At 70.0% G+C, this 24940-nt stretch carries 26 protein-coding genes; 7 read left to right on the forward strand and 19 right to left on the reverse strand.

Features of this window, described 5'->3' with window-relative positions:
- Positions 1 to 2 precede the first annotated feature (2 nt).
- From rlmB to carD, 5 genes are read right to left on the reverse strand one after another with little or no spacing between them, the layout of a single operon-like run.
- Complete coding sequence (gene rlmB / locus G6N37_RS17290) at positions 3 to 935, reverse strand: 23S rRNA (guanosine(2251)-2'-O)-methyltransferase RlmB (protein ID WP_163682240.1); 933 nt, start codon at positions 933 to 935, stop codon at positions 3 to 5.
- Positions 936 to 2345, reverse strand: a complete 1410-nt coding sequence (cysS, locus tag G6N37_RS17295) for a cysteine--tRNA ligase (RefSeq protein ID WP_163682241.1) — start codon at positions 2343 to 2345, stop codon at positions 936 to 938.
- Between the two features lie 50 nt (positions 2346 to 2395).
- Positions 2396 to 2884 (reverse strand): 2-C-methyl-D-erythritol 2,4-cyclodiphosphate synthase, encoded by a 489-nt coding sequence (gene ispF / locus G6N37_RS17300; protein WP_163682243.1) that lies wholly within the window; start codon positions 2882 to 2884, stop codon positions 2396 to 2398.
- Positions 2881 to 3567: a 2-C-methyl-D-erythritol 4-phosphate cytidylyltransferase gene (gene ispD, locus G6N37_RS17305; RefSeq protein WP_163682245.1), complete on the reverse strand. Its 687-nt coding sequence runs from the start codon at positions 3565 to 3567 to the stop codon at positions 2881 to 2883. Before ispD ends, ispF begins: the two co-directional genes overlap by 4 nt.
- A 16-nt stretch (positions 3568 to 3583) precedes the next feature.
- A complete protein-coding gene (gene carD, locus G6N37_RS17310; RefSeq protein WP_007166539.1) occupies positions 3584 to 4072 on the reverse strand; it encodes an RNA polymerase-binding transcription factor CarD in 489 nt (162 codons plus the stop codon).
- 298 nt (positions 4073 to 4370) lie between these two features.
- On the opposite strand from carD, the gene G6N37_RS17315 reads away from it, so the two are divergent.
- The 3 genes from G6N37_RS17315 to disA are packed head-to-tail and all read left to right on the forward strand — an operon-like array spanning position 4371 to position 7497.
- Entirely contained in the window at positions 4371 to 4937 is a 567-nt protein-coding gene (locus tag G6N37_RS17315) for a hypothetical protein (RefSeq protein ID WP_163682247.1), read from the forward strand.
- 59 nt (positions 4938 to 4996) lie between these two features.
- Entirely contained in the window at positions 4997 to 6427 is a 1431-nt protein-coding gene (radA, locus tag G6N37_RS17320; protein WP_163682249.1) for a DNA repair protein RadA, read from the forward strand.
- Entirely contained in the window at positions 6424 to 7497 is a 1074-nt protein-coding gene (gene disA / locus G6N37_RS17325; RefSeq protein ID WP_083174465.1) for a DNA integrity scanning diadenylate cyclase DisA, read from the forward strand. The genes radA and disA overlap by 4 nt, the downstream gene beginning before the upstream one ends.
- On the opposite strand, the gene G6N37_RS17330 is transcribed toward disA, so the two are convergent.
- Together G6N37_RS17330 and G6N37_RS17335 are read right to left on the reverse strand one after the other, a co-directional pair.
- On the reverse strand, positions 7494 to 8303 hold the full coding sequence (locus G6N37_RS17330; protein ID WP_163682251.1) for a hypothetical protein: 810 nt from the start codon (positions 8301 to 8303) through the stop codon (positions 7494 to 7496). The genes disA and G6N37_RS17330 overlap by 4 nt on opposite strands.
- A 114-nt stretch (positions 8304 to 8417) precedes the next feature.
- Positions 8418 to 9035, reverse strand: coding sequence for a carbonic anhydrase (locus G6N37_RS17335; protein WP_163682252.1), 618 nt, complete (start codon positions 9033 to 9035; stop codon positions 8418 to 8420).
- On the opposite strand from G6N37_RS17335, the gene G6N37_RS17340 reads away from it, so the two are divergent.
- Positions 9034 to 9945, forward strand: a complete 912-nt coding sequence (locus tag G6N37_RS17340) for an A/G-specific adenine glycosylase (RefSeq protein WP_163682254.1) — start codon at positions 9034 to 9036, stop codon at positions 9943 to 9945. The two genes, G6N37_RS17335 and G6N37_RS17340, sit on opposite strands and share 2 nt — an antisense overlap.
- A gap of 10 nt (positions 9946 to 9955) precedes the next feature.
- On the opposite strand, the gene G6N37_RS17345 is transcribed toward G6N37_RS17340, so the two are convergent.
- The 8 genes from G6N37_RS17345 to G6N37_RS17380 all read right to left on the reverse strand — a co-directional run bounded on the left by G6N37_RS17345 (position 9956) and on the right by G6N37_RS17380 (position 18175).
- Entirely contained in the window at positions 9956 to 11434 is a 1479-nt protein-coding gene (locus G6N37_RS17345; RefSeq protein ID WP_163682256.1) for a hydrogenase large subunit, read from the reverse strand.
- Entirely contained in the window at positions 11431 to 12897 is a 1467-nt protein-coding gene (locus G6N37_RS17350) for a proton-conducting transporter transmembrane domain-containing protein (protein WP_163682258.1), read from the reverse strand. Before G6N37_RS17350 ends, G6N37_RS17345 begins: the two co-directional genes overlap by 4 nt.
- Positions 12897 to 13559, reverse strand: a complete 663-nt coding sequence (locus G6N37_RS17355) for a hypothetical protein (RefSeq protein WP_163682260.1) — start codon at positions 13557 to 13559, stop codon at positions 12897 to 12899. Before G6N37_RS17355 ends, G6N37_RS17350 begins: the two co-directional genes overlap by 1 nt.
- Positions 13556 to 14506, reverse strand: a complete 951-nt coding sequence (locus G6N37_RS17360) for a respiratory chain complex I subunit 1 family protein (RefSeq protein WP_163685147.1) — start codon at positions 14504 to 14506, stop codon at positions 13556 to 13558. The genes G6N37_RS17355 and G6N37_RS17360 overlap by 4 nt, the downstream gene beginning before the upstream one ends.
- A 5-nt stretch (positions 14507 to 14511) precedes the next feature.
- Positions 14512 to 16440, reverse strand: coding sequence for a proton-conducting transporter transmembrane domain-containing protein (locus tag G6N37_RS17365; protein ID WP_163685149.1), 1929 nt, complete (start codon positions 16438 to 16440; stop codon positions 14512 to 14514).
- A gap of 41 nt (positions 16441 to 16481) precedes the next feature.
- Positions 16482 to 16961 carry an NADH-quinone oxidoreductase subunit B family protein gene (locus G6N37_RS17370; protein WP_163682262.1) on the reverse strand — a complete coding sequence of 160 codons (480 nt, stop codon included), beginning with the start codon at positions 16959 to 16961 and terminating at the stop codon, positions 16482 to 16484.
- 5 nt (positions 16962 to 16966) lie between these two features.
- Entirely contained in the window at positions 16967 to 17305 is a 339-nt protein-coding gene (locus G6N37_RS17375) for an ArsR/SmtB family transcription factor (RefSeq protein WP_163685150.1), read from the reverse strand.
- A gap of 99 nt (positions 17306 to 17404) precedes the next feature.
- Positions 17405 to 18175 (reverse strand): alpha/beta fold hydrolase, encoded by a 771-nt coding sequence (locus G6N37_RS17380; protein ID WP_163682264.1) that lies wholly within the window; start codon positions 18173 to 18175, stop codon positions 17405 to 17407.
- Between the two features lie 63 nt (positions 18176 to 18238).
- On the opposite strand from G6N37_RS17380, the gene mhuD reads away from it, so the two are divergent.
- From mhuD to G6N37_RS17395, 3 genes are all read left to right on the forward strand, one after another.
- Complete coding sequence (gene mhuD / locus G6N37_RS17385) at positions 18239 to 18559, forward strand: mycobilin-forming heme oxygenase MhuD (RefSeq protein ID WP_163682267.1); 321 nt, start codon at positions 18239 to 18241, stop codon at positions 18557 to 18559.
- Entirely contained in the window at positions 18534 to 19898 is a 1365-nt protein-coding gene (locus G6N37_RS17390; RefSeq protein ID WP_163682269.1) for a serine hydrolase, read from the forward strand. The genes mhuD and G6N37_RS17390 overlap by 26 nt, the downstream gene beginning before the upstream one ends.
- 260 nt (positions 19899 to 20158) lie before the next feature.
- Positions 20159 to 20599 (forward strand): pyridoxamine 5'-phosphate oxidase family protein, encoded by a 441-nt coding sequence (locus G6N37_RS17395; RefSeq protein ID WP_163682271.1) that lies wholly within the window; start codon positions 20159 to 20161, stop codon positions 20597 to 20599.
- A gap of 15 nt (positions 20600 to 20614) precedes the next feature.
- Here G6N37_RS17395 and G6N37_RS17400 read toward each other — a convergent pair whose 3' ends face one another.
- The 4 genes from G6N37_RS17400 to clpC1 all read right to left on the reverse strand — a co-directional run bounded on the left by G6N37_RS17400 (position 20615) and on the right by clpC1 (position 24920).
- Positions 20615 to 21163, reverse strand: a complete 549-nt coding sequence (locus tag G6N37_RS17400; protein ID WP_163682273.1) for a histidine phosphatase family protein — start codon at positions 21161 to 21163, stop codon at positions 20615 to 20617.
- Entirely contained in the window at positions 21160 to 21951 is a 792-nt protein-coding gene (locus tag G6N37_RS17405) for a CbtA family protein (protein WP_163682275.1), read from the reverse strand. Before G6N37_RS17405 ends, G6N37_RS17400 begins: the two co-directional genes overlap by 4 nt.
- 4 nt (positions 21952 to 21955) lie before the next feature.
- Positions 21956 to 22171 (reverse strand): CbtB domain-containing protein, encoded by a 216-nt coding sequence (locus G6N37_RS17410; RefSeq protein ID WP_083174428.1) that lies wholly within the window; start codon positions 22169 to 22171, stop codon positions 21956 to 21958.
- A gap of 214 nt (positions 22172 to 22385) precedes the next feature.
- The gene (gene clpC1, locus G6N37_RS17415) at positions 22386 to 24920 is read right to left on the reverse strand and encodes an ATP-dependent protease ATP-binding subunit ClpC (protein ID WP_083174425.1); all 2535 of its coding nucleotides are present in this window, start codon (positions 24918 to 24920) and stop codon (positions 22386 to 22388) included.
- Between the last annotated feature and the right edge of the window lie 20 nt (positions 24921 to 24940).

Below are 24940 nucleotides of genomic sequence, written 5' to 3' on the forward strand. Positions count from 1 at the left end.
AGTTAACCCCTGCGCTGGCGGGCGATTTCGGCGAGCACCACGCCGGCGGCCACCGAGGCGTTCAGCGATTCGGCGTGCCCCGCCATCGGGATGGACACCACCTCGTCGCAGTTCTGCCGCACCAGGCGCGACAACCCCTTGCCTTCCGATCCGACAACCACCACCAGTGGGTCGGCGCCGTCGATGTCGTCGACCACGGTGTCACCGTCGGCGTCCAGGCCGATCACCCTGATCCCCCGGTCGGCCCAATCCTTCAGCGTCCTGGTGAGATTGGTGGCCCTGGCCACCGGGAGGCGGGCCGCGGCCCCGGCGCTGGTGCGCCAGGCCACCGCCGTCACCGACGCCGAGCGCCGCTGCGGGATCAGGACACCGTGGCCGCCGAAGGCCGCGACCGAACGCACGATCGCCCCCAGGTTGCGGGGATCGGAGATGTTGTCCAACGCGACCAACAGCGCGGGCGGCGAACCGAGCGCCGCGGTCAGCAGGTCGTCGGGGTGGGCGTAGTTATACGGCGGCACCTGCAACGCGATGCCCTGATGCAGGTGGTTGGCGGTCATCCGGTCCAGGTCGGCGCGTGGCACCTCGAGGATCGAGATCCCCGAATCCGCCGCGCGGGCAACGCATTCGGTTACCCGTTCGTCGGCCTCGGTGCCCAGGGCCACGTAGAGCGCGGTCGCCGGAACGCCGGCGCGCAGGCACTCCAGCACCGGGTTGCGCCCGAGCACCGTTTCCGTCTCGTCGGTGGCCCGCTTGGTGGGCCGCCGCGACGGGGACTGGGCGCGCTTGGCGGCGGGGTGGTTGGGACGCAGGTGCGCCGGCGGCGTCGGACCGCGCCCCTCCAGCCCGCGGCGGCGCTGGCCGCCCGAACCCACGGTGGCCCCCTTCTTGGAGCCCGCTTTGCGCACGGCCCCGCGGCGCTTCGAATTGCCGGCCATCTACTTGTCGTCACCGGCCTGCAGTGACCACTGCGGCCCGTCGGCGGTGTCGGTGACCTCGATGCCGGCGATCTTCAGCCGGTCCCGGATCTCGTCGGCGAGCGCCCAATTGCGTTGCTCGCGCGCCTTTTCCCGGTTCTCCAGTTCTGCCCGCACCAGCACCTCGACCGCCGCCAGCGCCGCCGAGGTCTCGTCGCGGGTCTCCCAGCGCTCGTCGAGCGGGTCGCAGCCGAGGATGCCCATCATGGCGCGGATCGCGCGCGCGTGCCGCAGCGCGCCGTCGTGATCGCCGGTGTCGAGGGCCCGGTTGCCCTCGGCCCGGGCGTGGTGCACCTCGGCCAGCGCGGCCGGGACCGCCAAGTCGTCGTCGAGCGCCGCGGCGAACCGCGGAGTCCATTCGCCGGGCTCGACGGCACCGACGCGGACGCGGACGCGATGCAGGAAATCCTCAACGCCCACATAGGCTTTCACCGCGTCCTGCAGGGCGGCGTCGGAGAACTCCAGCATCGAACGGTAGTGGGCGCTGCCCAGGTAGTAGCGCAGCTCCGCCGGCCGCACCCGCTGCAACATCGCCGGTATGGCCAGCACGTTGCCCAGCGACTTGCTCATCTTCTCGCCGCCCATGGTGACCCAGCCGTTGTGCAGCCAGTACCGGGCGAATCCGTCGCCGGCGGCGCGGCTCTGCGCGATCTCGTTCTCGTGGTGCGGGAACACCAAGTCCATCCCGCCGCAATGGATGTCGAACTCCGGCCCCAGATAGGTGCGCGCCATCGCCGAGCATTCGAGGTGCCAGCCCGGGCGTCCGCGGCCCCACGGGGTGGGCCACGACGGCTCGCCGGGCTTGGCGGCCTTCCACAGCGTGAAGTCGCGCTGGTCGCGCTTGCAGGTGGCCACGCCCTCGCCCTGGTGGACGTCGTCGATCTTGTGACCGGACAGCTGGCCGTACTCGGGGTAACTGAGCACGTCGAAGTACACGTCGCCGCCCGCCGGGTACGCGTGGCCGGTTTCGATCAGGCGTTCCATCAACTCGACCATCTGGGTGATGTGCCCGGTGGCGCGCGGCTCGGCCGACGGCGGCAAGACGTCCAGGGCGTCGTAGGCGGCGCTGAACGCGCGCTCGTAGGTGGCCGCCCACTCCCACCACGGCCGGTCGGCCGCGGCGGCCTTGTTCAGGATCTTGTCGTCGATGTCGGTGACGTTGCGGATGAACGCGACGTCGCAGCCGCGCGCCATCAGCCAGCGGCGCAGGATGTCGAAGGCGACACCGCTGCGGACGTGGCCGATGTGCGGCAGGCCCTGAACGGTGGCGCCACACAGATAGATCGACACGTGCCCCTCGCGCAGCGGAACGAAATCACGGACGGCGCCTGCCGCCGTGTCGTGTAGCCGCAAGCGGGCGCGATCGGTCACGACGTGCCAGCTTACCGGTTGGTTCGGAGTTGCCCGGCGCTGCGCGCGCCTTAGCCGGCGGGGACGACCAACGCGGTGGCGATGGCGGCGCGGCCCTCGCCGCGACCGGTCAGGCCCAGCCCGTCGGTCGTCGTGGCCGACACCGACACCGGTGCCCCGAGCAGGTCCGAGAGCACGCCCTGGGCCTCGGCACGGCGCGGGCCGACCCTCGGCTGGTTGCCGATCAGCTGCACCGCGGCGTTGCCGACGCGAAAACCGGCCCGCGCCACCAGGTCGACGACGTGGCGCAGCATGTCGGCGCCGCTGACGCCCCTCCAGCGCGGATCGTCGACCCCGAAGACGCCGCCGATGTCGCCCAGGCCCGCGGCCGACAACAGCGCGTCACACAGCGCGTGCGCCCCCACGTCGCCGTCGGAGTGACCGGCGCAGCCGTCGGCGTCGGGAAACAGCAGACCCACCAGCCAGCAGGGCCGCCCGGATTCGATCGGGTGGACGTCGACGCCCAGGCCGACCCTTGGCGGCGGAGGCGGCTCGCTCACCGGCGCACGATCGCTTCGGCCAGGACCAGGTCGAGCTGGGTGGTGATCTTGAACGCCAGCGGGTCGCCGTCGACCACCTGGACCTGGCCACCGACGTGCTCGACGAGCGATGCGTCGTCGGTGAAATCGGCGGTGCCGGCGCGCTGGTACGCCCGCAGCAGCAGGTCATGGGCGAAGCCCTGCGGCGTCTGCACGGCGCGCAGGCCCGCCCGCTCGGGCGTGCCCAGGACCACGCCGTTGGCGTCCACGGCCTTGATGGTGTCATGCAGCGGCAGCGCGGGCACCACGGCGTCGTTCCCGGCCCGCAGCGCGTCCACCACGCGCGCGATCAGCGCGGGGGGTGTCAGGGCGCGGGCGGCGTCGTGCACCAGCACGAACTCGGGCTCACCGGCAACGGCCGCCAGCGCCAGACTCACCGATGTGGTGCGGTCGGCCCCTCCGGCGACGACGGTCGCCCGCTCGCCCAGGGCCCGCTTGGCCTCATCGACGCGATCCGCGGGGACCGCGACCACGACGTGGTCGACGACTCCGGATTCCAGCAGACCGGCGACGGCGCGGTCCAGCAGGGTGCGGCCGTCTACTTCGCAGAATGCCTTCGGGATGCCGGCGCCCAGTCGCTCCCCCGACCCCGCGGCCGGGACCACTGCGACGACCGTGCCCGAGGAGACCGTCCCCGTGACCACCGAAGCCTCAGGGCCTTCAGGAAGCGGCGGCCAGCACCTCGTCGAGGATGGTTTCCGCCTTGGCGTCGTCGGTGCTCTCGGCGAGCGCCAATTCGCCGACCAGAATCTGGCGCGCCTTGGCCAGCATGCGCTTCTCGCCGGCCGACAGGCCGCGTTCCTGGTCGCGACGCCACAGGTCGCGCACCACCTCGGCCACCTTGTTGACATCGCCGGAGGCCAGCTTTTCCAGGTTGGCCTTGTAGCGGCGCGACCAGTTGGTCGGCTCTTCGGTGTGCGGAGCCCGCAACACCTGGAACACCTTGTCGAGGCCTTCCTGCCCGACGACATCGCGGACGCCGACGTACTCGGCATTGTCCGCCGGGACTCGAACGGTCAGGTCTCCCTGCGCAACCTTCAAGACGAGATATTCCTTTTGTTCCCCTTTGATGGTGCGGGTTTCAATCGCCTCGACTAACGCAGCACCGTGATGTGGGTAAACAACGGTGTCGCCGACCTTGAAGATCATCTGATTCGAGCCCCTTTCGTTACTTCATCCTAACACGGCCGCCCAATCGCGCGCGGAGCAACGATGCAGGTCAGGGGCACAACACGCGCAGATTAGGGGTTGACAGGGGGAGCAGAACGTGCAGTGACGCACATTACCAACGCGCTCACCCGGCCCGGAGAGCGCCCCCCTCGCGGCTCCGGGGCGCCCCCCGGCGGGGGCTTCCGGGCTGGTCGTACGCCCCGCGCTACCGCGCGCGAAACCTTCCTACTACTGTGCATAGTTGCATCAGTCGAACCGGCCTAGCAGGAGGCGTTGAGTGAACCGCTTCGAGATGAGCCTCCCCCGTCGCCTGCCCGCGCCGACCGTCCGGGCCGCGCTGGTCGGCCTCATCGCGGTGGTCTCCGTCCTGCTCAGCGGTTGCGGGGCCGGTCAGGTGTCCCAGATGGCCGTCCAGGAGCCCGCCATCAACGGCAACAAGGTCACGTTCAACAACGTGGCCCTGCGCAACATCCGCATGCAGGCGGCGCAGACCGGCGACTTCCTTCAGCCGGGGCGCGCGGTGGACCTGTTGCTGGTGGCCATCAACCAATCGCCGGACACGCCGGACAGGCTGGTGAGCATCACCAGCGACGTCGGAACGGTGACGCTGAGCGGAGACGGTCGACTGCCCGCCGGCGGCATGCTGTTCATCGGTACCCCGGAGGGCCAGAAGGTGCCGCCCGGGCCGATGGGCTCGAACAATTCGGCCAAGGCGACGGTCATGCTCGCCAAGCCGATCAGCAACGGCCTGCTCTACAACTTCACCTTCACGTTCGAAAAGGCCGGCCAGGCCAGCGTGCTGGTGCCGGTTTCGGCCGGGCTGGCCCCGCCGCCGCAAAGCTAGCCGGGCGTAACCGCCTGTCATAGCGGAGATTTGTCGTACCGCCTCGATACCGTCATGGCGTGGCAAATCCGCGCTCGCAATACCGCTGCTCCGAATGCCAGCACCTCACCGCCAAGTGGGTGGGCCGCTGCATGGAGTGCGGCACCTGGGGCACCGTCGACGAGGTACCGGTGCTCAGCGCGGTCGGCGGCCGGCGCGCGGGGCCCGCTTCGGCTTCCGCCTCGCGAGCGGTCCCCATCACGTCCGTCGAACCCAACGCGAGCCAGCACCGCTCGACCGGCGTCGGAGAGCTCGACCGGGTGCTCGGGGGCGGGGTGGTCCCCGGTTCGGTCACGCTGCTGGCGGGCGATCCCGGCGTGGGAAAGTCGACGCTGCTGCTCAAGGTGGCCCATCGCTGGGCGATGTCGGGCCGGCGCGCGCTGTACATCTCCGGTGAGGAGTCCGCCGGCCAGATCCGGCTGCGCGCGGACCGGATCGGCTGCGGCGCCGACGAGGTCTACCTGGCCGCCGAATCCGACGTGCACACGGTGCTGGACCACATCGCGACGGTGCGGCCGGCCCTGGTGATCGTCGACTCGGTGCAGACCATGTCCACGACCGAGGCCGACGGCGTGGCGGGCGGGGTCACCCAGGTGCGGGCGGTCACCGCGGCGCTGACCGCGGCCGCTAAGGCCAACGGCGTCGCGCTGATCCTGGTCGGCCACGTCACCAAGGACGGCGCCATCGCCGGACCCCGCTCCCTCGAGCACCTGGTCGACGTGGTGCTGCACTTCGAGGGGGACCGCAACGGGTCGCTGCGAATGGTCCGCGGGATCAAGAACCGGTTCGGCGCCGCCGACGAGGTCGGCTGTTTCATGCTCCACGACAACGGCATCGAGGACGTGTCCGACCCGTCGAACCTTTTCCTGGACCAGCGGCCGGCTCCGGTGGCCGGGACCGCGATCACCGTGACGCTGGACGGCAAGCGCCCACTCATCGGCGAGGTCCAGGCGCTGCTGGCGACACCCGGGGGCGGCTCGCCGCGCCGCGCCGTCAGCGGCATCGACCACTCCCGCGCCGCGATGATCGGCGCCGTGCTGGAGAAGCACGGCAGGCTGGCCGTCGGGGCCAGCGACATCTACCTGTCCACCGTGGGCGGGATGCGGTTGACCGATCCCTCCTCGGACCTGGCCGTCGCGATGGCGCTCGCCTCGGCATACTCCGGCCTGCCGCTGCCGACGACGGCGGTGATGATCGGCGAGGTGGGGCTGGCGGGCGACCTACGGCGGGTCAGCGGGATGGAGCGGCGGCTGGGCGAGGCCGCGCGCCAGGGATTCAGCATCGCGCTCATCCCGGACGGCGACGACCCGCGCCGCGAGATAGTGCCCGGCGGGATGCGGGCCCTCCGGGCACCGACCATCGTGGCGGCGCTGCAACACATGAAAGCCATCGCCGAGCCGCACAGCGGCTGGACGCATAACGTGCCGGGGCCGCACAATGACACGCTGTGACCCGTCCGACACTGCGTGAGACCGTCGCCCGCCTGGCTCCGGGCACCGGGCTGCGAGACGGCCTGGAGCGCATCCTGCGCGGCCGCACCGGGGCCCTGATCGTCCTCGGCAACGACGAAAACGTCGAGGCGATCTGTGACGGCGGCTTCGCCTTGGACGTCCGGTACGCGCCGACCCGGCTGCGCGAGCTGGCGAAGATGGATGGCGCCGTCATCCTGTCCACCGACGGCAGCCGCATCGTGCGGGCCAACGTGCAGCTGGTGCCGGATCCTTCGATACCCACCGACGAATCGGGGACGCGGCACCGCTCCGCTGAACGCGCGGCGATCCAGACCGGTTACCCGGTGATCTCGGTGAGCCACTCGATGAACATCGTGACGGTCTACGTGGGTGGGGAGCGCCACGTGGTGGCGGATTCCGCGACCATCCTGTCGCGGGCCAACCAGGCCATCGCGACCCTGGAGCGCTACAAGACCCGGCTCGACGAGGTCAGCAGGCAACTGTCGCTGGCCGAGATCGAGGACTTCGTCACGCTGCGCGACGTGATGACGGTGGTGCAGCGGCTCGAGCTGGTCCGGCGGATCGGCCTGGTGATCGACTACGACGTCGTCGAGCTGGGCACCGACGGGCGCCAGCTGCGGCTGCAGCTCGACGAGTTGCTGGGCGGCAACGACATCGCGCGCGAACTGACCGTGCGCGACTATCACGCCAGTCCCGAGCCGCTGTCCAAAGCGCAAATGACCGCGACCCTCGACGAGCTGGACGCCCTTTCGGATACCGACCTGCTCGAACTGACCGCCCTGGCAAAGGTTTTCGGCTATCCGACGACGGCGGAGGCGCAGGACTCGGCGGTCAGCCCGCGCGGCTATCGAGCGCTGGCCAGCATCCCGCGGCTGCAGTTCGCCCACTCCGACCTACTGGTCCGGTCGTTCGGGACGTTGCAGGGTTTGCTGGCGGCCAGCGCCGGCGACCTGCAGTCGGTCGAGGGCATCGGCGCGATGTGGGCCCGCCACGTGCGGGAGGGGTTGTCGCAGCTCGCGGAGTCGACTATCGCCGACCCGCTCAGCTAGCCGGCCGGGATCGGTGCGACCGGCGGCGCCTCCGGCGGCGGCGCGGCGGCCGGCTGACCGGGGCCGGGCACGGGGCCCGGCGGCGGTGGCGGCTGGTTCATGATGAACGGGACCGGCTGCGAACGCAGGTTGCCCAGCTGCACGACGAGGTTGTAGGTGCCCGGGCCGATCGCCGGCCGCGGCAGCGGGCAGTGCGGCGCCGACCCCATTCCGGTCCATGTCACCGCGGTCGTCACCTGCTCGCCCGGGGTGAAGGTCTTGATCAGCGTCTCGTTGGACGGCGCGCAGTCCAGGTTCGACCACAGCCGCTTGTTGTCCAGCGAGTACACGTAGGCCGCCAGCACCGCGGCCCCCACGTCACGCTTGCAGGACACCAGGCCGATGTTGGTGACGACCATGGTGAACTTCGGCTGATCACCGATGAAGTATTGGGGCGCGTTGGTCAGGCCCTTGACGGCCAGCGTCGAGTCGGGGCAGTCGTCGCCCTCTTTCAGCACCGGCGGCGGCTGCACCGCGGCGGTCGGGGTGGGCATCTCCGGGTTCTGGCCCTGCTGTGGCACCCCGGGGTTGGGCTGCTCCCCGGGCGCCACCGGCGGAGGCGCCTGCGGCGCGGGCGAACCGGGCTTGCCCTGGGCGGAATTGGGTTTGTCCACACTGGCGGGCTTGGCGCCCGAGTTGTGTCCCATGAAGGCGATGACCGCGGCGACCACGATCCCGACGACGACGACCGCGACGCCCACGGCCAGGCCTCGGCGCCGCCAATAGATCTCGGTAGGTAGCGGGCCACGCGGTTCCAGATCCAGCACGTTTGCAGCGTAGGCCCAGGTCACGTCGAGTTGCCTGACCCGCCTCGGCGTGTCGCGGGGTTTGCTGGCTGACCGCCGTGTTAGTGACCGCCCGGTACGGGCGTCAGCCGGCCGCTATTCGCCGATGTCGCCGACGTGGTCGACCAGCGCCGCCCGGCCGTCGGCGAGGTGGTAGGTGGCGCCGGCGACGCCCAGGGTGCCCGCGGCCACCCGCTCGGCGATCGCGGTCGAACGCGACATGAGCTGGGCGACCGTCTCGCGCACGTGTCGCTCCTCGAACTCGTCGACGCGACTCAGGCCGTCACGGCGGCCCATCAGTATCGAGGGCGCGACCCGCTCCACCACGTCTCGCACGAATCCGCCCGGAATCGAACCCTCGTTGATGGCCGCCAGCGCGGCCTTGACGGCGCCGCAGCTGTCATGGCCCAGGACCACGATGAGCGGCACATCGAGCACCGTCACCGCGAACTCGATGGAGCCGAGCACCGCCGAGTCGATGGCCTGTCCGGCGGTGCGCACCACGAACATGTCGCCCAGACCCTGGTCGAAGATCAGTTCGGCCGCCACCCGGCTGTCCGCGCAGCCGAACACCACCGCGGTGGGCTTCTGGCCGCCGGCCAGGCTGGCCCGGTGTTCGACACTCTGGCTGGGATGCTGCGGCTTCCCGGCGACGAATCGCTCGTTACCCTCTTTGAGTGCTTTCCACGCGGTTACCGGGCTGGTGTTAGGCATGGCTGACATCATGCCGCATCCGCCGGTAAACGCACGGCCAAATATTTCGGCCGAAGAGTTGCTCGAGTGGTACGAACGATCCCGCCGCGACCTGCCGTGGCGGGAGCCCGGTGTCAGCGCATGGCAGATCCTGGTCAGCGAATTCATGCTGCAGCAGACGCCGGTGTCGCGGGTGCTGCCGATCTGGTCGGACTGGGTGCTGCGGTGGCCCACCCCGTCGGCCACCGCTGCGGCCAGCGCCGCCGATGTGCTGCGGGCCTGGGGCAAGCTGGGTTACCCGAGGCGGGCCAAGCGCCTGCACGAATGCGCGATCGTCATCGCGCGCGAGCACGACGACGTGGTTCCCGACGACGTCGAAACCCTGCTGAGGCTGCCCGGCGTCGGCAGCTACACCGCGCGCGCGATCGCGTGTTTCGCCTACCGGCAACCGGTTCCGGTGGTGGACACCAACGTGCGCCGGGTGGTCGCCCGCGCCGTGCGCGGGCTGGCCGACGGCGGTTCGGTGTCGGCGGCGCGTGACATGGCCGACGTGTCGGCGCTGCTGCCCGCCGACGAGACGGCGCCGCGGTTTTCGGTCGCCCTGATGGAACTCGGCGCGACGGTGTGCACCGCGCGGGCGCCGCGGTGCGGATTGTGCCCCCTTGCCCGGTGCGCGTGGCGCGACGCGGGCTTTTCCCCCGCGCAGGGGCCCGCTCGGCGGGTGCAGACCTACGCCGGAACCGACCGTCAGGTCCGCGGCAGGTTGCTGGACGTGTTGCGCGCCAACGACTTCCCGGTCACCCGCGCGGAGCTCGATGTGGCCTGGTTGACCGATGCGGCCCAGCGGGACCGGGCGCTGGATTCGCTACTGGCCGACGGCCTGGTGACCAGGACGGTCGACGGCCGTTTCGCGTTGCCGGGCGAAGCCTAGCGGCGGCGCGTCACAGATCGTTGCCGGCGTAGGACTGGTTGAAGCTCTTGTTGGCGAGTGGAAAGTCCGGGACGATCGTGTCGGCCATCGCGACGGGCAGTGCCGGCCAGTTGAACCACGACGGATCGACGATCTTCGCGCGGCTGATCCGACCGGCGGCGCCGGTCTCTACCCGGTGCACGATGGTCCCGCGCCAGCCTTCGACGATGCCTATGCCGCTGCGGGACCCTTGGCGCGCCGGCAAATCTTCGGCGTATTCTGTTGGGCCGCTGTGTGATTCGACCAGTTGGCAGGCCAGCTCGGCGGAGGCCGCGAATTCGTCGCGCCGCACGGTGTAGCGGGCCAGCACGTCGCCCGCGGCGGCGCCGATCTCGGCGACGGGCAGTGCGACGGTGGGATGTTCGATCCGGGCGTCCGTGCGCATGCCGCTGGCCCGCGCGACGTAGCCCAGGCACCCCAGGGCGTGCGCGTCGTCTTGGTGCAGGACGGCGGTCCCGGCGAACCGGTCATAGACCACGGAGTTGCCGAGTGTGAGCTCCGCGACCTCGGCGACGTCGGCGGCGATGCGCCGCAGCGCGGCGACCTCCGGCAGGGCCCGAAGCGCGACCGCGCCCGGGCGGACGGCGCCGCGCAGCAGCCGATGCCCGGTGACGGCGGCGTTGAGTCGCAACAACTCTTCGCGGATGCGTTGCGCGTGCGCGTGCGCGAGCGAAAAACCGACGTCGTTGGCCAGCGCGCCCAAGTCGGCGGCGTGGTTGTAGAGCCGCTCGAGTTCGACCAGCAGCGCCCGCAGCCGGTGTACCTCGTCGGAAAGCTCCACCCCGATCGCGTCCTCGATGGCCAGGCAGTGGGCGAGCGCGTGCCCGACGGAGGTGTCCCCACTGACGCGCTCGGCCAGATCGACCGCGCCGCCGGGCGGCCGGCCCTCGAACAGCTTCTCCACACCCCGGTGGACGAACCACAGCCGCGCCTTGAGCCGCAACACGGTTTCACCCGCGACCGAGAACCGGAAATGCCCCGGCTCGATCAACCCGGCGTGCACCGGACCCACCGGGATCTCGTATACCCCGGGCCCTTCGACGGTGACGAACGGAAACCGGCCCGCGCCATCGAATTCGGGGGCGGGCGGCGCGTCGCCGCGCATGGGATACCAGTCTTCGGGCCAGTGGGCGTGCCGCACCAGTCGGCGCGCTTTGGGATGCCCGATGCACCGGATTCCATACAGGTCGGCCATTTCTCGCTCGAAGCGGCTGGCGGGAAACGACAGGTAGGCCAGCGATCGAATCGCCGCAGCGCCCTTGGGCACGACGCATTCCAGCTCGACGCGCCGATCCGGGCCGCCGGCCAGGAACAGGTACACGACCCGAAAGGCCGCGTCGTCGTCGTGGGCGGCCACCAGGCCCAACCGAAAACCCTGGCCCAGCAGGTCTTCAGCCGCCTCCGCCACCCCATCCTGCGACAACCGGCGGCGCTGCCATTGCGACCTCACCGCGCTCCCCCGACCTCACCGGCCGCGGTGGCGAACAGGTCGGTGAGCGGGCCGGCGGTCACACCGAGGGCGATCGACGCGGCGATCCCGACGACGAGGGCGGCCGCCACCGTTCGCGGGACCGCGATCTCGGGCGCGGCGGCGGGGGCGCCCAGCAGGATGCGGCCCGCGTTGCGGGCCAGCGCGGCGAACGCAACCGCGACCAACAGCATGCCCACGGCGAGGGCCCAGGTGAGCCGGGCGTCGGCGAGGGAACGGACGATGCCCAATTCACTGGCGAACATCGCGAACGGCGGCAGGCCGAGCAGCACGACCACGCCGACGGCCAGCGCCGCACCGACGAGGCGGGACCGCCGCAGCACGGCGCCGATGTCGGCGATCGCGGTCGAGTCGTGAGCGGCCTGCAGCTGCCCGCTGGCCAGGAAGAGCACCGTCTTGCCGATCCCGTGCGCGAGGACGTGCAGCAGCAGCGCGGCGATGGCCAGCGTGGTTCCGGCCGCCGCGGCGATCGCGATCAGGCCCATGTTCTCCATGGACGAGTAGGCCAGCATGCGTTTGATGTCCGGTGTCACCGTCAGCATCAGGGCGGCGATCACCAGCGTCGCCAGCCCGATCGCCAGCAGACCGGACCGCATGAAGGTGGGCCCGGTGGCGGCGCCGATGACCGGCTTGAGGCGAATCAGCACCGAGAAGGCCACCGACAGCAGCACCCCGCTCATCAGCGCCGAAACCGGCGCAGGGGCCTGGCTGTGGGCGTCGGCCAACCAGGTGTGGAACGGGAACAACCCGGCCTTGGCGCCGTAGCCGACGAGCAGCAGCCCGCCGGCCAGTCGGGCGATGTCGGGATCGAGCCCGCCGGCGTGCGCCGCCAGCACGTCGAGGTTCAGGGCGGCTGCGGCGGGCGCGCCGGCATGCTCGGCGGCGTAGTACAGCAGCACGGTGCCGAGAAAGGCGATGGCGATGCCGACCGAACAGATCACGACGTACTTCCAGGTCGCCTCGAGTGCGCCACGGGTGCGGCGGTGCCCGACCAGGAAGGCGGTGATCACCGTGGTCGCTTCGATCGCGATCCAGATCACGCCGATGTTGTTGGCGCACACCGCGATCACCATCGCGGCCAGAAAGCCCGCCGTCAGGGCCCCGTACAACCGGGCACCGCGCAAATCGGTGTGGCCGTGCGCGAGTTCGGCGTCGAGGTAGCCGATGCTGGCCCAGGTGGCCAGTGTGGCAACGACTCCGATGACGATCAGCATCGTGGCGGTGAGCGCGTCGAGCCGCAGCAGTCCGTTCAACGCGAACCGGGTGCCGGACCCCACCCCGAAGGCGAGCGCCGCGCCGCATGCGAGCACCGTCACCGCGGAGAACGCGATCAGCGTCGCGGTCGCGCGGCGCCATCCGGCGACCAGGACGGCGAGCGAGGCCCCGACCGGGGCGAGGATCGCGGCGAGCAGTAAGGCGGTCATCAGTCGTGCAGCTCCTGCAGCGCGTCCAGGTCGGCGCCGCCGAAAGCGTGGGACAGGCGCCCCGTGAGTACGCCGATCACGATGACCGCGAACAACACGTCCAGTGAGGCCCCGAGTTCGACGATCAGCGGCACCCCGGCGGTGAGCAGGAACGCGGTGGCGGCGATTCCGTTGTCCAGCATGAGGAATCCCGCCGCCTGCGACACCGCGTGCCGCCGCGTGACCATGACGAACAGGGCGATGAGCACGACCGCGGTCGCGGCCGGCACCGCCGTGGTCGTGGCGGCGGGCTGCAGGTTCACCAGGGGGCCGGTGGCGGCGAACGCGGCCAACGTCAGCGCGGCGGTGATGAGCAGCGACGTGGCGGTGTTGACCAGTGGGGTGGCCTCCCGGCGCGACCGCGATTCGGTGCCGCCCGCGCGGGCCAGCAGCCGCGGGAGCACCCCGACCCGTAGGACCAGCACGGCCACACCGACGCCGACGAGCGCGCCGTCGCCGTCGTACGCCCCGCGCAGGATCGGGATGGCCGCCAGCGCGACGCCCTGCCACGCCAGCAGCCGGATGATGGCGTCGAGGTCGTGGCGCCAGACGATCAGCACCGCGGCCAGCAGCAGCCCGCCGGCGGCGAGGTCGACCAGTACCGAAAACGTGCCGTACGTCATGTCGGCACCACGAAGAAGTTGGCGGCGATGACCGCGAGCAACGCCAAGAGGAACGATCCGGCCAGCAGCTCGGGCACCCGGAAGAGCCGGAGCTTGGCGACGAACACCTCGACGGTGGCCAACAGCCCCGCCAGCACCGCGACCTTGAGCGCCACCGCCGCGAACCCGACGACGATGTCAACGGTTCCGGGCCGCCCTCCGGCAATGCCCCACGGTGCGAACAGGTTTGCCAGCAGTGCCAGGAGCACGGTGAGTCGCATCCCGGCGGCCCACTCCACCAGGGCCAGGCGTGGACCGGCGTATTCGAGGATCATGGCCTCGTGAACCATCGTCAGCTCGAGATGAGTGGCCGGGTTGTCCACCGGCAGCCGTCCGGTCTCGGCGACGATCACGATCACCAGCGCGGCGAACGCCAGCACCGCCGCCAGCGACACCACCTGACCCGGGTGGGTGATCGTATGCGCAACCAGCGCACCGAGATTCGCCGAACCCGCCGGCATGGACAGGGCGAAGACGGCGAGCAAGATGGTGGGTTCGACGAGTGCGGCGATGGTGATCTCACGGCTGGCACCCATGCCGCCGAACGAGGTGCCGGTGTCGATGCCGGCCAGGGTCAGCGCGACGGTGCCGACGAACAGCAGCCCGACCACTGCGAACAGGTCGGCGCTGGAGTCCAGCGGTGATCCGGTGGCGACCAGCGGTGCGATCGCGGCGATCAGCAGTGTGGTTCCGGCGACGATCGCGGGTGCGGCCGCGAACACCACCGTCGTCCCGCGCGGGGTGATCTGTTGTTTGCCAAGCTGTTTGGCGATGTCACGCCACGGCTGCAGGATGCCGGCACCGGCGCGGCCTTCCCAGCGGGCGCGCACCTGCCGGGTCAGCCCGACCACCAGCGGCGCCCCGGCCATGACGGCGCCGATCTGGACCGCGCCCGCGACGTAGGACAAGGCGTTCATCGCGCGACCACCAGGATGACCAGCACACCGAGCGCGCCGTAGGCCAGATACAGGTGCACGCTGCCGGTGTGGGCGCGCCGCATCAATCCGGCCGCGGCCGTGACCGCCCGGATCACCGGCGTGTAGCAGCGTTCCTCGATCGCGTCGGCGATTCTGGTGCGATAGGTGATCTTGTCGGCCAGGTAGCGTGATTCGACGGTGTGAGTGACTTCGATGTCGGTGTCGGGACGCAGTACGTCGTCGAAGATTCGTTGCAGCGGCTCGGCGAATGACGTGGCCGTGTATTGCATCCGTGGGGTGAGATCGTCGGCGCCGCAGGCCCATAACGGCAATGTCGCGGGCGCCGGACGCCGCCTGGAACGCCAGCGCGCCAGCATCACCGCGGCCAGCGCGGCCATCACGACGCCGGCGGCGATCGCGCCGGGTGCGATCGAGCCGGGCAGGCCGGGAAGGCGCACCACGCCGCCGAAATCGGTGAATTGCACTGCCGCGCCAGCCGGTAGCGCGGCGATCGCCCTGCGCAGCGCGGGTGCGACGGCCGCGGGCGCCACGGCCAGCAGCAGGCAGGCGGCCGCCGCGATCGCCATGCCGGCCAGCATCGTGCCGGACGCCTCCCGAGCCCCGGCGGCCCGCTCGGAGCGGGGCCGGGCCAAGAACCCGATCCCGAACGCCTTGACCATTGCCGCCACGCCCAGGCCGGTGGTGAGCGCGACCGCGCCGACCGCCAGCGGCGTGGTCAGCGCCAGGACGGCGGAATGCTCTCGGGCCGTGTGGATCAGCGACTGCACGAGCAGCCACTCGCTGACGAAGCCGGCCCCGAGCGGCAACCCGGACGCTCCGAGAGCGGCCACCCCGAACAGGACGGTCGTCGCCGGCATCCGGCGGGCCAGGCCGCCCAGCCGGTCCAGGTCACGCAGCCCGGTCGAGGCCAGCACCGATCCCGCGGCGAGGAATCCGAGGCTCTTGAATCCCGCGTGGGCGACGAGGTGCAGCATGGCGGCGGCCGCGGCGATCGTCGCCGGGCCGTGGGCGCCGGCCGCCGCGAACAGCGTGGCGGCGCCCAGCGCCAGCGTGATCAGCCCGAGGTTCTCGGTTGTCGAATAGGCCAGTAGCCGTTTGAGATCCGTGGCCACCGACGCCTGCACCACGCCGTAGAGCGCCGACAACCCGCCGACGACCATCATGGTGAGCCCCCACCACCGCGGGCCCGGGCCCAGCAGCTGCAGGTCGACGCGGCAAATGCCGTAGATTCCGAGGTTGACCATCGCCGCGCTCATCAGCGCCGACACGGGGCTGGGCGCCTCGGGGTGCGCGCGTGGCAACCACGCGTGCAGCGGTACCAGGCCGGCCTTCGAACCGAATCCCGCCAGGGTCAACAGGAACACCGCGGTGCACGCGCCGGGCGGTATCCGGTGCAAGTCGGCGAACCGGTCCGCTCCGCCGGCCGAAGACAACACCATCAAGCCGACCAAGATTGCCACGAAACCCAACTGGGTCATCACCGCGTACACCAACGCGGCGGAGCGAACCGCCGGCTCGGTGTGGTGGGCCAGCACCAACACCAACGACGCGACCGCCATCAACTCCCACACCAGCAGGAAGGTGGTGACCGACACAGCCGCCGGCACCAGCAGCATCGCCGCGACAAACGCCGGCAACACCGCGAGCGGCACGGGCCCCAGCTGCTCGCGCCGGGCATATCCGATCGTGTACAGCCCCACCACGATCGCGACCGCCCCCGTGAGCGCCATGAAGAAGCCGCCCAGCGGATCGAGACCCAGCTGGACGCCGGCCAGCGGAAGCAGCCATCCGATGTTCACCGCGCGCACGTGACCGAACATCCCCACCGCGCCTGCGCATAACCCGCTAGCGCCCAGCACCGAGGTCAGCGTGCCCGCTACGGCTGCGGAGCCGTTGCGGCGCATCAGGTTTGGTGCGGGTACCGCGTGGGTGACCAACACCGCGGTCACTTGCCGGCCACCGACCGCAGAGCCGCGACGATCTGGGGCGGCTCCGGCGGGCATCCCGGGATCTCCACATCCACGGGCACCAGGTCGCCGACCGCGCCCGCCACGCCATAGGCGCCGGCGAAGACGCCTCCGTTGATGGCGCAGTCCCCGCAGGCGATCACCCTCCGCGGCAGCGGGGTGGCCTCCATGGTGGCGCGCAACGGGCCGGCCATGTTGTGCGTCACGACACCGGTCACCAGCAGCGCGTCCGCATGGCGCGGCGAGGCCACCAAGCGCGCACCGAACCGCTCGGCGTCATAGACCGGCCCGAACGCGCCCGCGATCTCCACCTCACACCCATTGCACGACCCCGCGTCGACGTGCCGGATCTGAAGCGAACCGCGCACTCCCGCAGGCGGTTTGGCCATCGGATCCGGGGCGGGTGGTGCGGGCTCGGCGATCCGGCCGACCCTGAAGGCTTTGCTCATCCAGCCCATGCGCGCTACTCCGCCCCGCCGGCGCGCAGGCCCTCCAGCATCGCCACGCGGTCGTTGAGCACCCCGGTGAGGACCTTGCGCGCCACCATCAGCAGTTCGGCGATGTCCGGCGAGGCGATCGAGTAGATCATCGTGTTGCCGTCCCGCAGCGCGTCCACCACACCGGCTCGGCGCATGACGCCGAGCTGCTGCGACAGATTCGACGCTTCGAGCCCGACCTCCGGCAGCAACTCGGCGACCGACTTGTCGCCCGACACCAGCAGCTCCAGGATCCTGATCCGCGCGGGATGGCCCAGCGTCTTGAAGAAGTCCGCTTTGAGCTTGTACAGCGGCTCGGTCACGATCCGGCTCCTCAAGACTACAAACTTCCTACATGTGAACGATTGAAGAATTTATCATATGTTGCTGCGCCGTCCACATCGGAGCGTGCGTCGTCCGGGCGCTCAGTCGCGCGCGGGCAGCGCCGCCAAGAAGGATTCGACCGCCTCGCGGTAGGCCCGCGGCGCCTCGTCGTGAATCAGATGACCCGCATCCGGAACCCGCAAATACGTTGCGGCGGGATTCATTTCGGCCATTTCTCGCATCTGGCCCGGCGGTGTGACCGAGTTGCCGGCCTCGATGAGCAGCGCCGGGGCGCGCACGGCCCGCCACTGCTCCCAGAAGTCGCGGGTGCCCCATTCGGCGGCGATCTCGATCCACCGCGCGGTGTGACCGTGCAGGCGCCAACCGGTGGCGGTCCGGTCGAAGGCCTCCAGGAAATACCGCCCCGCGACCGGCCCGAACTCCTCGATGACCCGTTCGGCAGAGTCGAACTCGAGCGGAAGGGCGTGCAGCCACGGCTCCCAGGGACCGGTGGTGCGGCCGCGAAAGTCCGGGGCCATGTCCTCGAGCACCAGCGCGGACACCAGTTCGGGATGCTGCGCGGCCAGACACCACGCGTGCAGGGCGCCCATCGAATGGCCGACGAGCGTGACCGGCCCCCCAAGCGTGCGCACCGCATCGGCGAGGTCGGACACGAACCGTTCGGTGCTGATCGGGTGCGGGTCGTCGACGTCGCGGCCGCGATGCCACAAGGCGTCGAAGGTGTACACGGCGCCCAGCCGAGTCAGCCATGGCAGCTGCCGCGACCACGTGGTGCCCCGCCCCATCAGGCCGTGCACCAGCACCAACGGCTCGCCTTGCCCCCCGCGGCAAGTCAGCAGATCACTGGGCATGTCACCATCCTGCGTGCCCCGCCCTGCAGTCGGACAGGCCGGGCGAAGGGGTAGCCTAGCCGCATGCCGTCAGTGGTGAAGATCAACGCAATCGAAGTGCCCGCCGACGCCGGCCCGGAACTGGAGAAGCGGTTCGCACACCGGGCGCACGCGGTCGACAATCAGCCCGGCTTCCTCGGGTTTCAGCTGCTCCGCCCGATCAAGGGCGAGAACCGCTACTTCGTGGTGACGCAGTGGGAGTCCGAAGAGGCTTTTCAGGCGTGGGCGCAGGGGCCTGCCATCGCGGCCCACGCCGGTGAGCGGGCGAACCCGGTGGCGACCGGGGCCTCGCTGCTGGAATTCGAGGTTGTGATGGACGTTGCCGGCAGCAAGCAGGCTGGCTAGCGGGGTCCCGGCCCGGCGCCGCGCGGTGGCGTTGAGCGCCGCCGCCGCACTGGTCGTCACGTTCGCGCCCGGTTGCGCTTCTTCCCCCTCACCGCAGGCGAACGCGGCCAATCCCGGCCGCCAGATCGACGTCCGCACGCCGCCGGGCATCCGTGCCCAGCAGACGCTGGACATGCTCAACTCGGACTGGCCGATCGGCCCGGTCGGAGTCGGCACGCTGGCCGCGCCGGACATGGTCAAACCGGTGGAAACCACCATGGAGGCACTCTGGTGGGACCGTCCGTTCACCCTCGACGGCGTGGATCTGGGTGCCAGCGTGGCCACCTTGCACCTGACGTCGTCCTACGGTGCGCGACAAGACATCCGCATCCACACCGACGACGGCGGGCGGGTCGACCGGTTCGACCTCGAGACGCAGGCGCCGAAGATCAACTCGTGGCACGACATCGATGCGGTGTTGAGCAAGACCGGCGCCCGCTACTCCTACCAGGTCGCCAAAGTCGACAACGGCCACTGCGACCCGATCGCGGGCACCAACACCGGTGAATCCTTGCCGCTGGCATCGATTTTCAAGTTGTACGTCCTGCATGCGCTGGCCGGCGCCATCCGGGACGGGACGGTCTCCTGGGACGATCAGCTGACCGTCACCGACAAGAGCCGGGCGGTCGGCTCGTCCGGTTTGGCATTGCCTGCCGGAGCCCATGTCTCGGTTCGCACCGCCGCCGAGAAGATGATCGCGACGAGCGACAACATGGCGACCGACCTGCTGATCGGAAAGCTGGGCACCCACGCCATCGAAAAAGCACTGGCCACCGCGGGCCACCACGACCCGGCCAGCATGACGCCGTTCCCGACGATGTACGAGCTGTTCTCGGTCGGCTGGGGTAAGCCGGACCTGCGCGAGCAGTGGCAACACGGGTCACCGCAAGTCCGCGCCCAACTGTTGGCGCAGGCGAATTCGACGCCCTACGAACCGGATCCGCTCCGCGCCCACACCCCCGCATCGTCCTATGGCGCGGAGTGGTACGGCAACGCCGAGGACATCTGCCGGATCCACGCGGCCCTGCAGGCCGACGCCGTCGGCAAGGCCGCACCGGTCGAACAGATCCTCTCCGCGGTGTCGGGCATCCAGCTGGACCGCGAAGTCTGGCCCTACATCGGCGCCAAGGCCGGCGGCCTGCCGGGTGATCTGACCTTCAGCTGGTACGCCGTCGACAAGACCCGGCAACCGTACGTGGTCAGCTTCCAGCTCAACTGGCCGCGCGACCACGGCCCGACCGTGACGGGCTGGATGCTGCAGGTCGCCAAGCAGGCCTTCGCGCTCATCGCTCCGCGCTAGCGGTTACCGCGACGCGGGCAGGTCGGGCCCGAGTGACGCACACCACATTCCACGCGGGACTTTTGGCCCTTCCCGACGGCTACGTCGCCAGACGAGACTGCATAACTTGCCAGAGTCGGGGTCCGGACGAAGAGAGGTAGCACGGTTTTGTATGCGCAGATGGGCCGTGGTCGGCGGCAATTGAAAGTGGCTGTGCCTCATGACGTCCTCGACCGCACCGATCACGCAGGTGGTGGCGCGCAACGAGCGGGGACTGCCGAATGACAGCGCTGACGCCGCCCCGCGAGGTGATCCAAATCGATGACCGCGAAGCGATGCGGTTGCTGGCCAGCGTCGACCATGGTCGGGTGGTGTTCAACGACCGGGCACTGCCCGCGATCCGGCTGGTGAACCATCTCGTTGACGACGGGCGGATCATCGTGCGGACCCGCCTGGCAGCCAATCTGTCCACCGTGGTGCGGTCGGGCGCCGACGCCGGTGTGGTGGTGGCCTATGAGGTCGACCGCCTCGATCCCGAGCGGCGGGCCGGCTGGACCGTCGCGGTGACCGGGTGGGCAACCACGATCACCGACCCACAGCAACTCGCGCGCTACGAACAGCTCTTACACCCGTGGGTCAGCATGACGATGGACACCATGATCGCGATCCAGCCGGAATTCATCACCGGCATCCGCATCGTCGACGACGCCGGCGGAAAATAGCCGACCCGGTCGCAGTCAGAGGCGCAGCGTCCAGCGGCCGCTGCGGAAGTGCAGTCCGGTGCGACTCATGGGCGCGACGTCGATGCGCCAGAACGATTTCGGGGGCAATCCGAGGCCATGCACGATGGCGGCCCGGATCACCGCGGGGTGAGCCACCGCCGCCGCCGGCAAGGCGCTGCCGGCCAGCGAATCCAGCCAGCGAGCCACCCGCTGGATCAAGTCGGTGATGGACTCGCCGCCGTGCGGGGCGCGGGTGGGATCGGTCAGCCAGATCGTCAGGTCGCCGGGGGGCACGTCCTGCAGCCTTTTCCCTTGCCAGCGGCCGCAATTCAGGTCCGCCAGCAGCGGGTCGGCCGTGGCCGCCATTCCGAGTAACTCCGCCGTCTGCCGGGCCCGCCGTTCAGGTGCCATGAAATGCTTTGTGCCGAGGCATGTTTCGCCGCCGGCGGCTTCGGCCTGCCGGCGGCCCATGTCGTTGAGGGGCTCGTCGCCCGGGACACGCGCGGCCGCCATGGCGTCGGTCATCGCGTGCGATACCAGGGTCAGCCGGACGACCCGCGTCACGCCGCGATGCTCGATGCCCGTCCGTCCTCGGCGCGCTCCCCGAGCAGGCGCCCGGCGAGCGTCGCGAACACCACGCCGATGGTCACCCACAACACCAGCTGCGCCGCCAGGGCCAGCACCCTGAAGTCGTAGAGGACGTCGGCGGGAAAGCCCGGATAGCTGATCGCCCCCGATGCGTCGCGCAGCGGTTCGGGCGTCTCGTCCACACCCGGCAGCAGCACCATCACCACGGCAACAGCGGCGACGTATGCGCCCACCGCGAGCAGCCGCCCGCTCCACGCGCCGAACCGGACCGTCAGCAACCGCGCCAGCCACACCGCGGCGACGGCCAGCACCACCGACGCCAGCACCATCACCAGATACCAGCCGGTGCGCGCGCCGATGGTGTCCGCCTGACCCACCGCCGGCGGATTCGGCGGATACTTCACGAACGGCACCAGGTACACCGCGACGAATGCGCCCCCCGCGAGCAGCAGCGAAAGTTCCCGCACCCCAACGCTTGTCACGCGGGAGGCGACGACACAGAACAGCACCGCGAACAATGCGCCCATCGCGACGCCGAAGATGAGCACACCGAAGCCCAACCCCGCAGTGGACTGCACCCCGCGGCTGAACAACTCGGCGCCGTGCTCGTGCACGCCATGGGCGTTCTCGGCGTCGGCTCGTCCGTCCTCGAAAGCGATCGCGCGACCGATCACCGGCTCGGCGCACAGGCGGGCGACCACGAACGCCAGCACCGCGCCGATTGCACCGGCCAGCAGGCCGCGTCCGATCAGACGCTTCTCCACGCGATCAGTGGCAGGGGAAGCCGAGCAGATGGCGCGCGTCGTGCACGAACTCGTGCACGTGCGAATCGCTGCCGAACAGCGACACGGCGCCCTGGTCGATGCCGACGAAATAGAGCGCCAACAGCGCCAGGAACGTGGTCGCCGCCAACCAGACCGCGGCGTGTGCCGCCGACAGGTCAACCGATTTGGTCCGGGCGACGATGAGCTGACGATTGGACACAGCCGACTCCTTCCGGGGATTGCGCGTCCCCGCTGGGGATGACGAGTTTCGGGTCTGACTTTGCACAGTGGCGCGACCGTTCTGGAGTTTCACCAGATTCCGTGACTCGTCGATAGCAACCGTCAGTGTAAACCCCGGCGCAAACGCGGCACCCACACAGACGGAAAACGGGCGGTCGGTCCCGTGAGGACCAACCGCCCGTTTCCGCTATCCGCTACGGCGTTTCTGGGGCCGCGTGCGCCCCGGCCTTCGCCAGGTCCGGCTCGGCCGGCGGCTTGCGGGCCCCCGTGAAGGTGAACACCGCGTCCTCGCCGGCGCTCTCGCCGTCCCAGTTGTCCACGTCGACCGTGACGATCTGTCCCGGTCCGACCTCCTCGAAGAGGATCTTCTCGGACAGCTGGTCCTCGATCTCGCGCTGGATGGTGCGCCGCAGCGGGCGGGCACCCAGCACCGGGTCGAAGCCACGCTTGGCCAGCAAGGCCTTGGCCTTGTCGGTCAGCTCCATGGCCATGTCCTTGGCCTTGAGCTGCTTGCCGACGCGCTCGATCATCAGGTCGACCATCCGGATGATCTCGTCGCGCGTCAGCTGGTGGAAGACGATGATGTCGTCGATGCGGTTGAGGAACTCCGGGCGGAAGTGCTTCTTCAGCTCGTCGTTGACCTTCTGCTTCATCCGCTCGTAGTTGTTCTCACCGCCACCCTGGGTGAAGCCCAGGCCGACCGGCTTCGAGATGTCCGACGTACCGAGGTTCGAGGTGAAGATCAGCACGGTGTTCTTGAAGTCCACCGTGCGCCCCTGGCCGTCGGTGAGCCGGCCGTCCTCGAGGACCTGCAACAGGCTGTTGTAGATCTCCTGGTGGGCCTTCTCGATCTCGTCGAACAGCACCACCGAGAACGGCTTGCGCCGCACCTTCTCGGTGAGCTGGCCACCCTCTTCGTAGCCGACGTATCCGGGCGGGGCGCCGAACAGCCGCGACGCGGTGAACCGGTCGTGGAACTCGCCCATGTCGATCTGGATGAGCGCGTCGTCGTCGCCGAACAGGAAGTTGGCCAGCGCCTTGGAGAGCTCCGTCTTACCGACACCGGACGGGCCGGCGAAGATGAACGAACCCGACGGGCGCTTGGGGTCCTTCAACCCGGCGCGGGTGCGGCGGATCGCCTTGGAGACGGCCTTGACGGCGTCCTCCTGGCCGATGATCCGCTTGTGCAGCTCGTCCTCCATGCGCAGCAAGCGCGTGGTCTCGGCCTCGGTCAGCTTGAACACGGGGATACCGGTCCAGTTGCCCAACACCTCGGCGATCTGCTCGTCGTCGACCTCGGCGACCACGTCGAGATCTCCTGAGCGCCATTGCTTTTCGCGCTCGGCGCGCTGGGCGACCAGCTGCTTCTCCCGGTCGCGCAGGCTGGCGGCCTTCTCGAAGTCCTGCGCGTCGATCGCGGACTCCTTCTCCCGCCGCGCGTCGGCGATCTTCTCGTCGAACTCCCGCAGGTCTGGCGGAGCGGTCATCCGGCGGATCCGCATCCGGGCGCCCGCCTCGTCGATCAGGTCGATCGCCTTGTCCGGCAGGAACCGGTCGTTGATGTAGCGGTCGGCCAGGGTGGCGGCGGCCACCAGCGCCGCATCGGAGATCGACACCCGGTGGTGCGCCTCGTAGCGGTCCCGCAGCCCCTTGAGGATCTCGATGGTGTGTTCCACCGTCGGCTCGCCCACCTGCACCGGCTGGAAGCGGCGCTCCAGGGCGGCGTCCTTCTCGATGTACTTGCGGTACTCGTCGAGCGTGGTCGCGCCGATCGTCTGCAGCTCGCCGCGGGCCAGCTTGGGCTTGAGGATCGACGCGGCGTCGATCGCGCCCTCGGCCGCACCGGCACCCACGAGCGTGTGCAGCTCGTCGATGAACAGGATGATGTCGCCGCGGGTGTTGATCTCCTTGAGCACCTTCTTCAGGCGCTCCTCGAAGTCACCGCGGTAGCGCGAACCGGCGACCAGCGAGCCGAGGTCAAGCGTGTAGAGCTGCTTGTCCTTCAGCGTCTCCGGCACCTGGCCGTGCACGATGGCCTGCGCGAGGCCCTCGACGACGGCGGTCTTGCCGACGCCGGGCTCACCGATCAGCACCGGGTTGTTCTTGGTGCGCCGGGAGAGCACCTGCATGACGCGCTCGATTTCCTTCTCACGGCCGATGACCGGATCGAGCTTGCCCTCCATCGCGGCGGCCGTCAGGTTGCGCCCGAACTGGTCGAGCACCAACGAGGTTGACGGGCTGCCCGATTCGCCGCCGCGGCCACCGGTGCCGGCCTCCGCGGCCTCCTTGCCCTGGTAGCCGGAGAGCAGCTGGATGACCTGCTGGCGCACCCGGGTCAGCTCGGCGCCCAGCTTGACCAGCACCTGCGCCGCCACGCCCTCACCCTCGCGGATGAGACCGAGCAGGATGTGCTCGGTGCCGATGTAGTTGTGGCCCAGCTGCAGCGCCTCACGCAGGCTCAGTTCGAGAACCTTCTTGGCGCGCGGCGTGAACGGGATGTGGCCCGACGGCGCCTGCTGGCCCTGGCCGATGATCTCCTCGACCTGGCTGCGAACGCCCTCCAGCGAGATGCCCAGCGACTCCAGCGACTTCGCCGCGACGCCCTCGCCCTCGTGGATCAGACCCAACAGGATGTGCTCGGTGCCGATGTAGTTGTGGTTGAGCATCCGGGCCTCTTCTTGCGCCAGGACGACGACCCTGCGGGCACGGTCGGTAAATCGTTCAAACATCGGTGGTTACCTGCTCTCCC

The organism is Mycobacterium seoulense, from assembly GCF_010731595.1.
Lineage (GTDB): Bacteria > Actinomycetota > Actinomycetes > Mycobacteriales > Mycobacteriaceae > Mycobacterium > Mycobacterium seoulense.

Bases quoted from the DNA above. Each gene is read 5' to 3' on its own strand.
- rlmB (WP_163682240.1), bottom strand. From the start codon at position 935: ATGGCCGGCAATTCGAAGCGCCGCGGGGCCGTGCGCAAAGCGGGCTCC.
- G6N37_RS17380 (WP_163682264.1), bottom strand. From the start codon at position 18,175: ATGCCCAGTGATCTGCTGACTTGCCGCGGGGGGCAAGGCGAGCCGTTG.
- G6N37_RS17395 (WP_163682271.1), top strand. From the start codon at position 20,159: ATGACAGCGCTGACGCCGCCCCGCGAGGTGATCCAAATCGATGACCGC.
- carD (WP_007166539.1), bottom strand. From the start codon at position 4,072: ATGATCTTCAAGGTCGGCGACACCGTTGTTTACCCACATCACGGTGCT.
- clpC1 (WP_083174425.1), bottom strand. From the start codon at position 24,920: ATGTTTGAACGATTTACCGACCGTGCCCGCAGGGTCGTCGTCCTGGCG.
- G6N37_RS17335 (WP_163682252.1), bottom strand. From the start codon at position 9,035: ATGCCTAACACCAGCCCGGTAACCGCGTGGAAAGCACTCAAAGAGGGT.
- G6N37_RS17370 (WP_163682262.1), bottom strand. From the start codon at position 16,961: ATGGGCTGGATGAGCAAAGCCTTCAGGGTCGGCCGGATCGCCGAGCCC.
- G6N37_RS17355 (WP_163682260.1), bottom strand. From the start codon at position 13,559: ATGACGTACGGCACGTTTTCGGTACTGGTCGACCTCGCCGCCGGCGGG.
- G6N37_RS17340 (WP_163682254.1), top strand. From the start codon at position 9,034: ATGGCTGACATCATGCCGCATCCGCCGGTAAACGCACGGCCAAATATT.
- mhuD (WP_163682267.1), top strand. From the start codon at position 18,239: ATGCCGTCAGTGGTGAAGATCAACGCAATCGAAGTGCCCGCCGACGCC.
- G6N37_RS17365 (WP_163685149.1), bottom strand. From the start codon at position 16,440: ATGCGCCGCAACGGCTCCGCAGCCGTAGCGGGCACGCTGACCTCGGTG.
- G6N37_RS17350 (WP_163682258.1), bottom strand. From the start codon at position 12,897: ATGACCGCCTTACTGCTCGCCGCGATCCTCGCCCCGGTCGGGGCCTCG.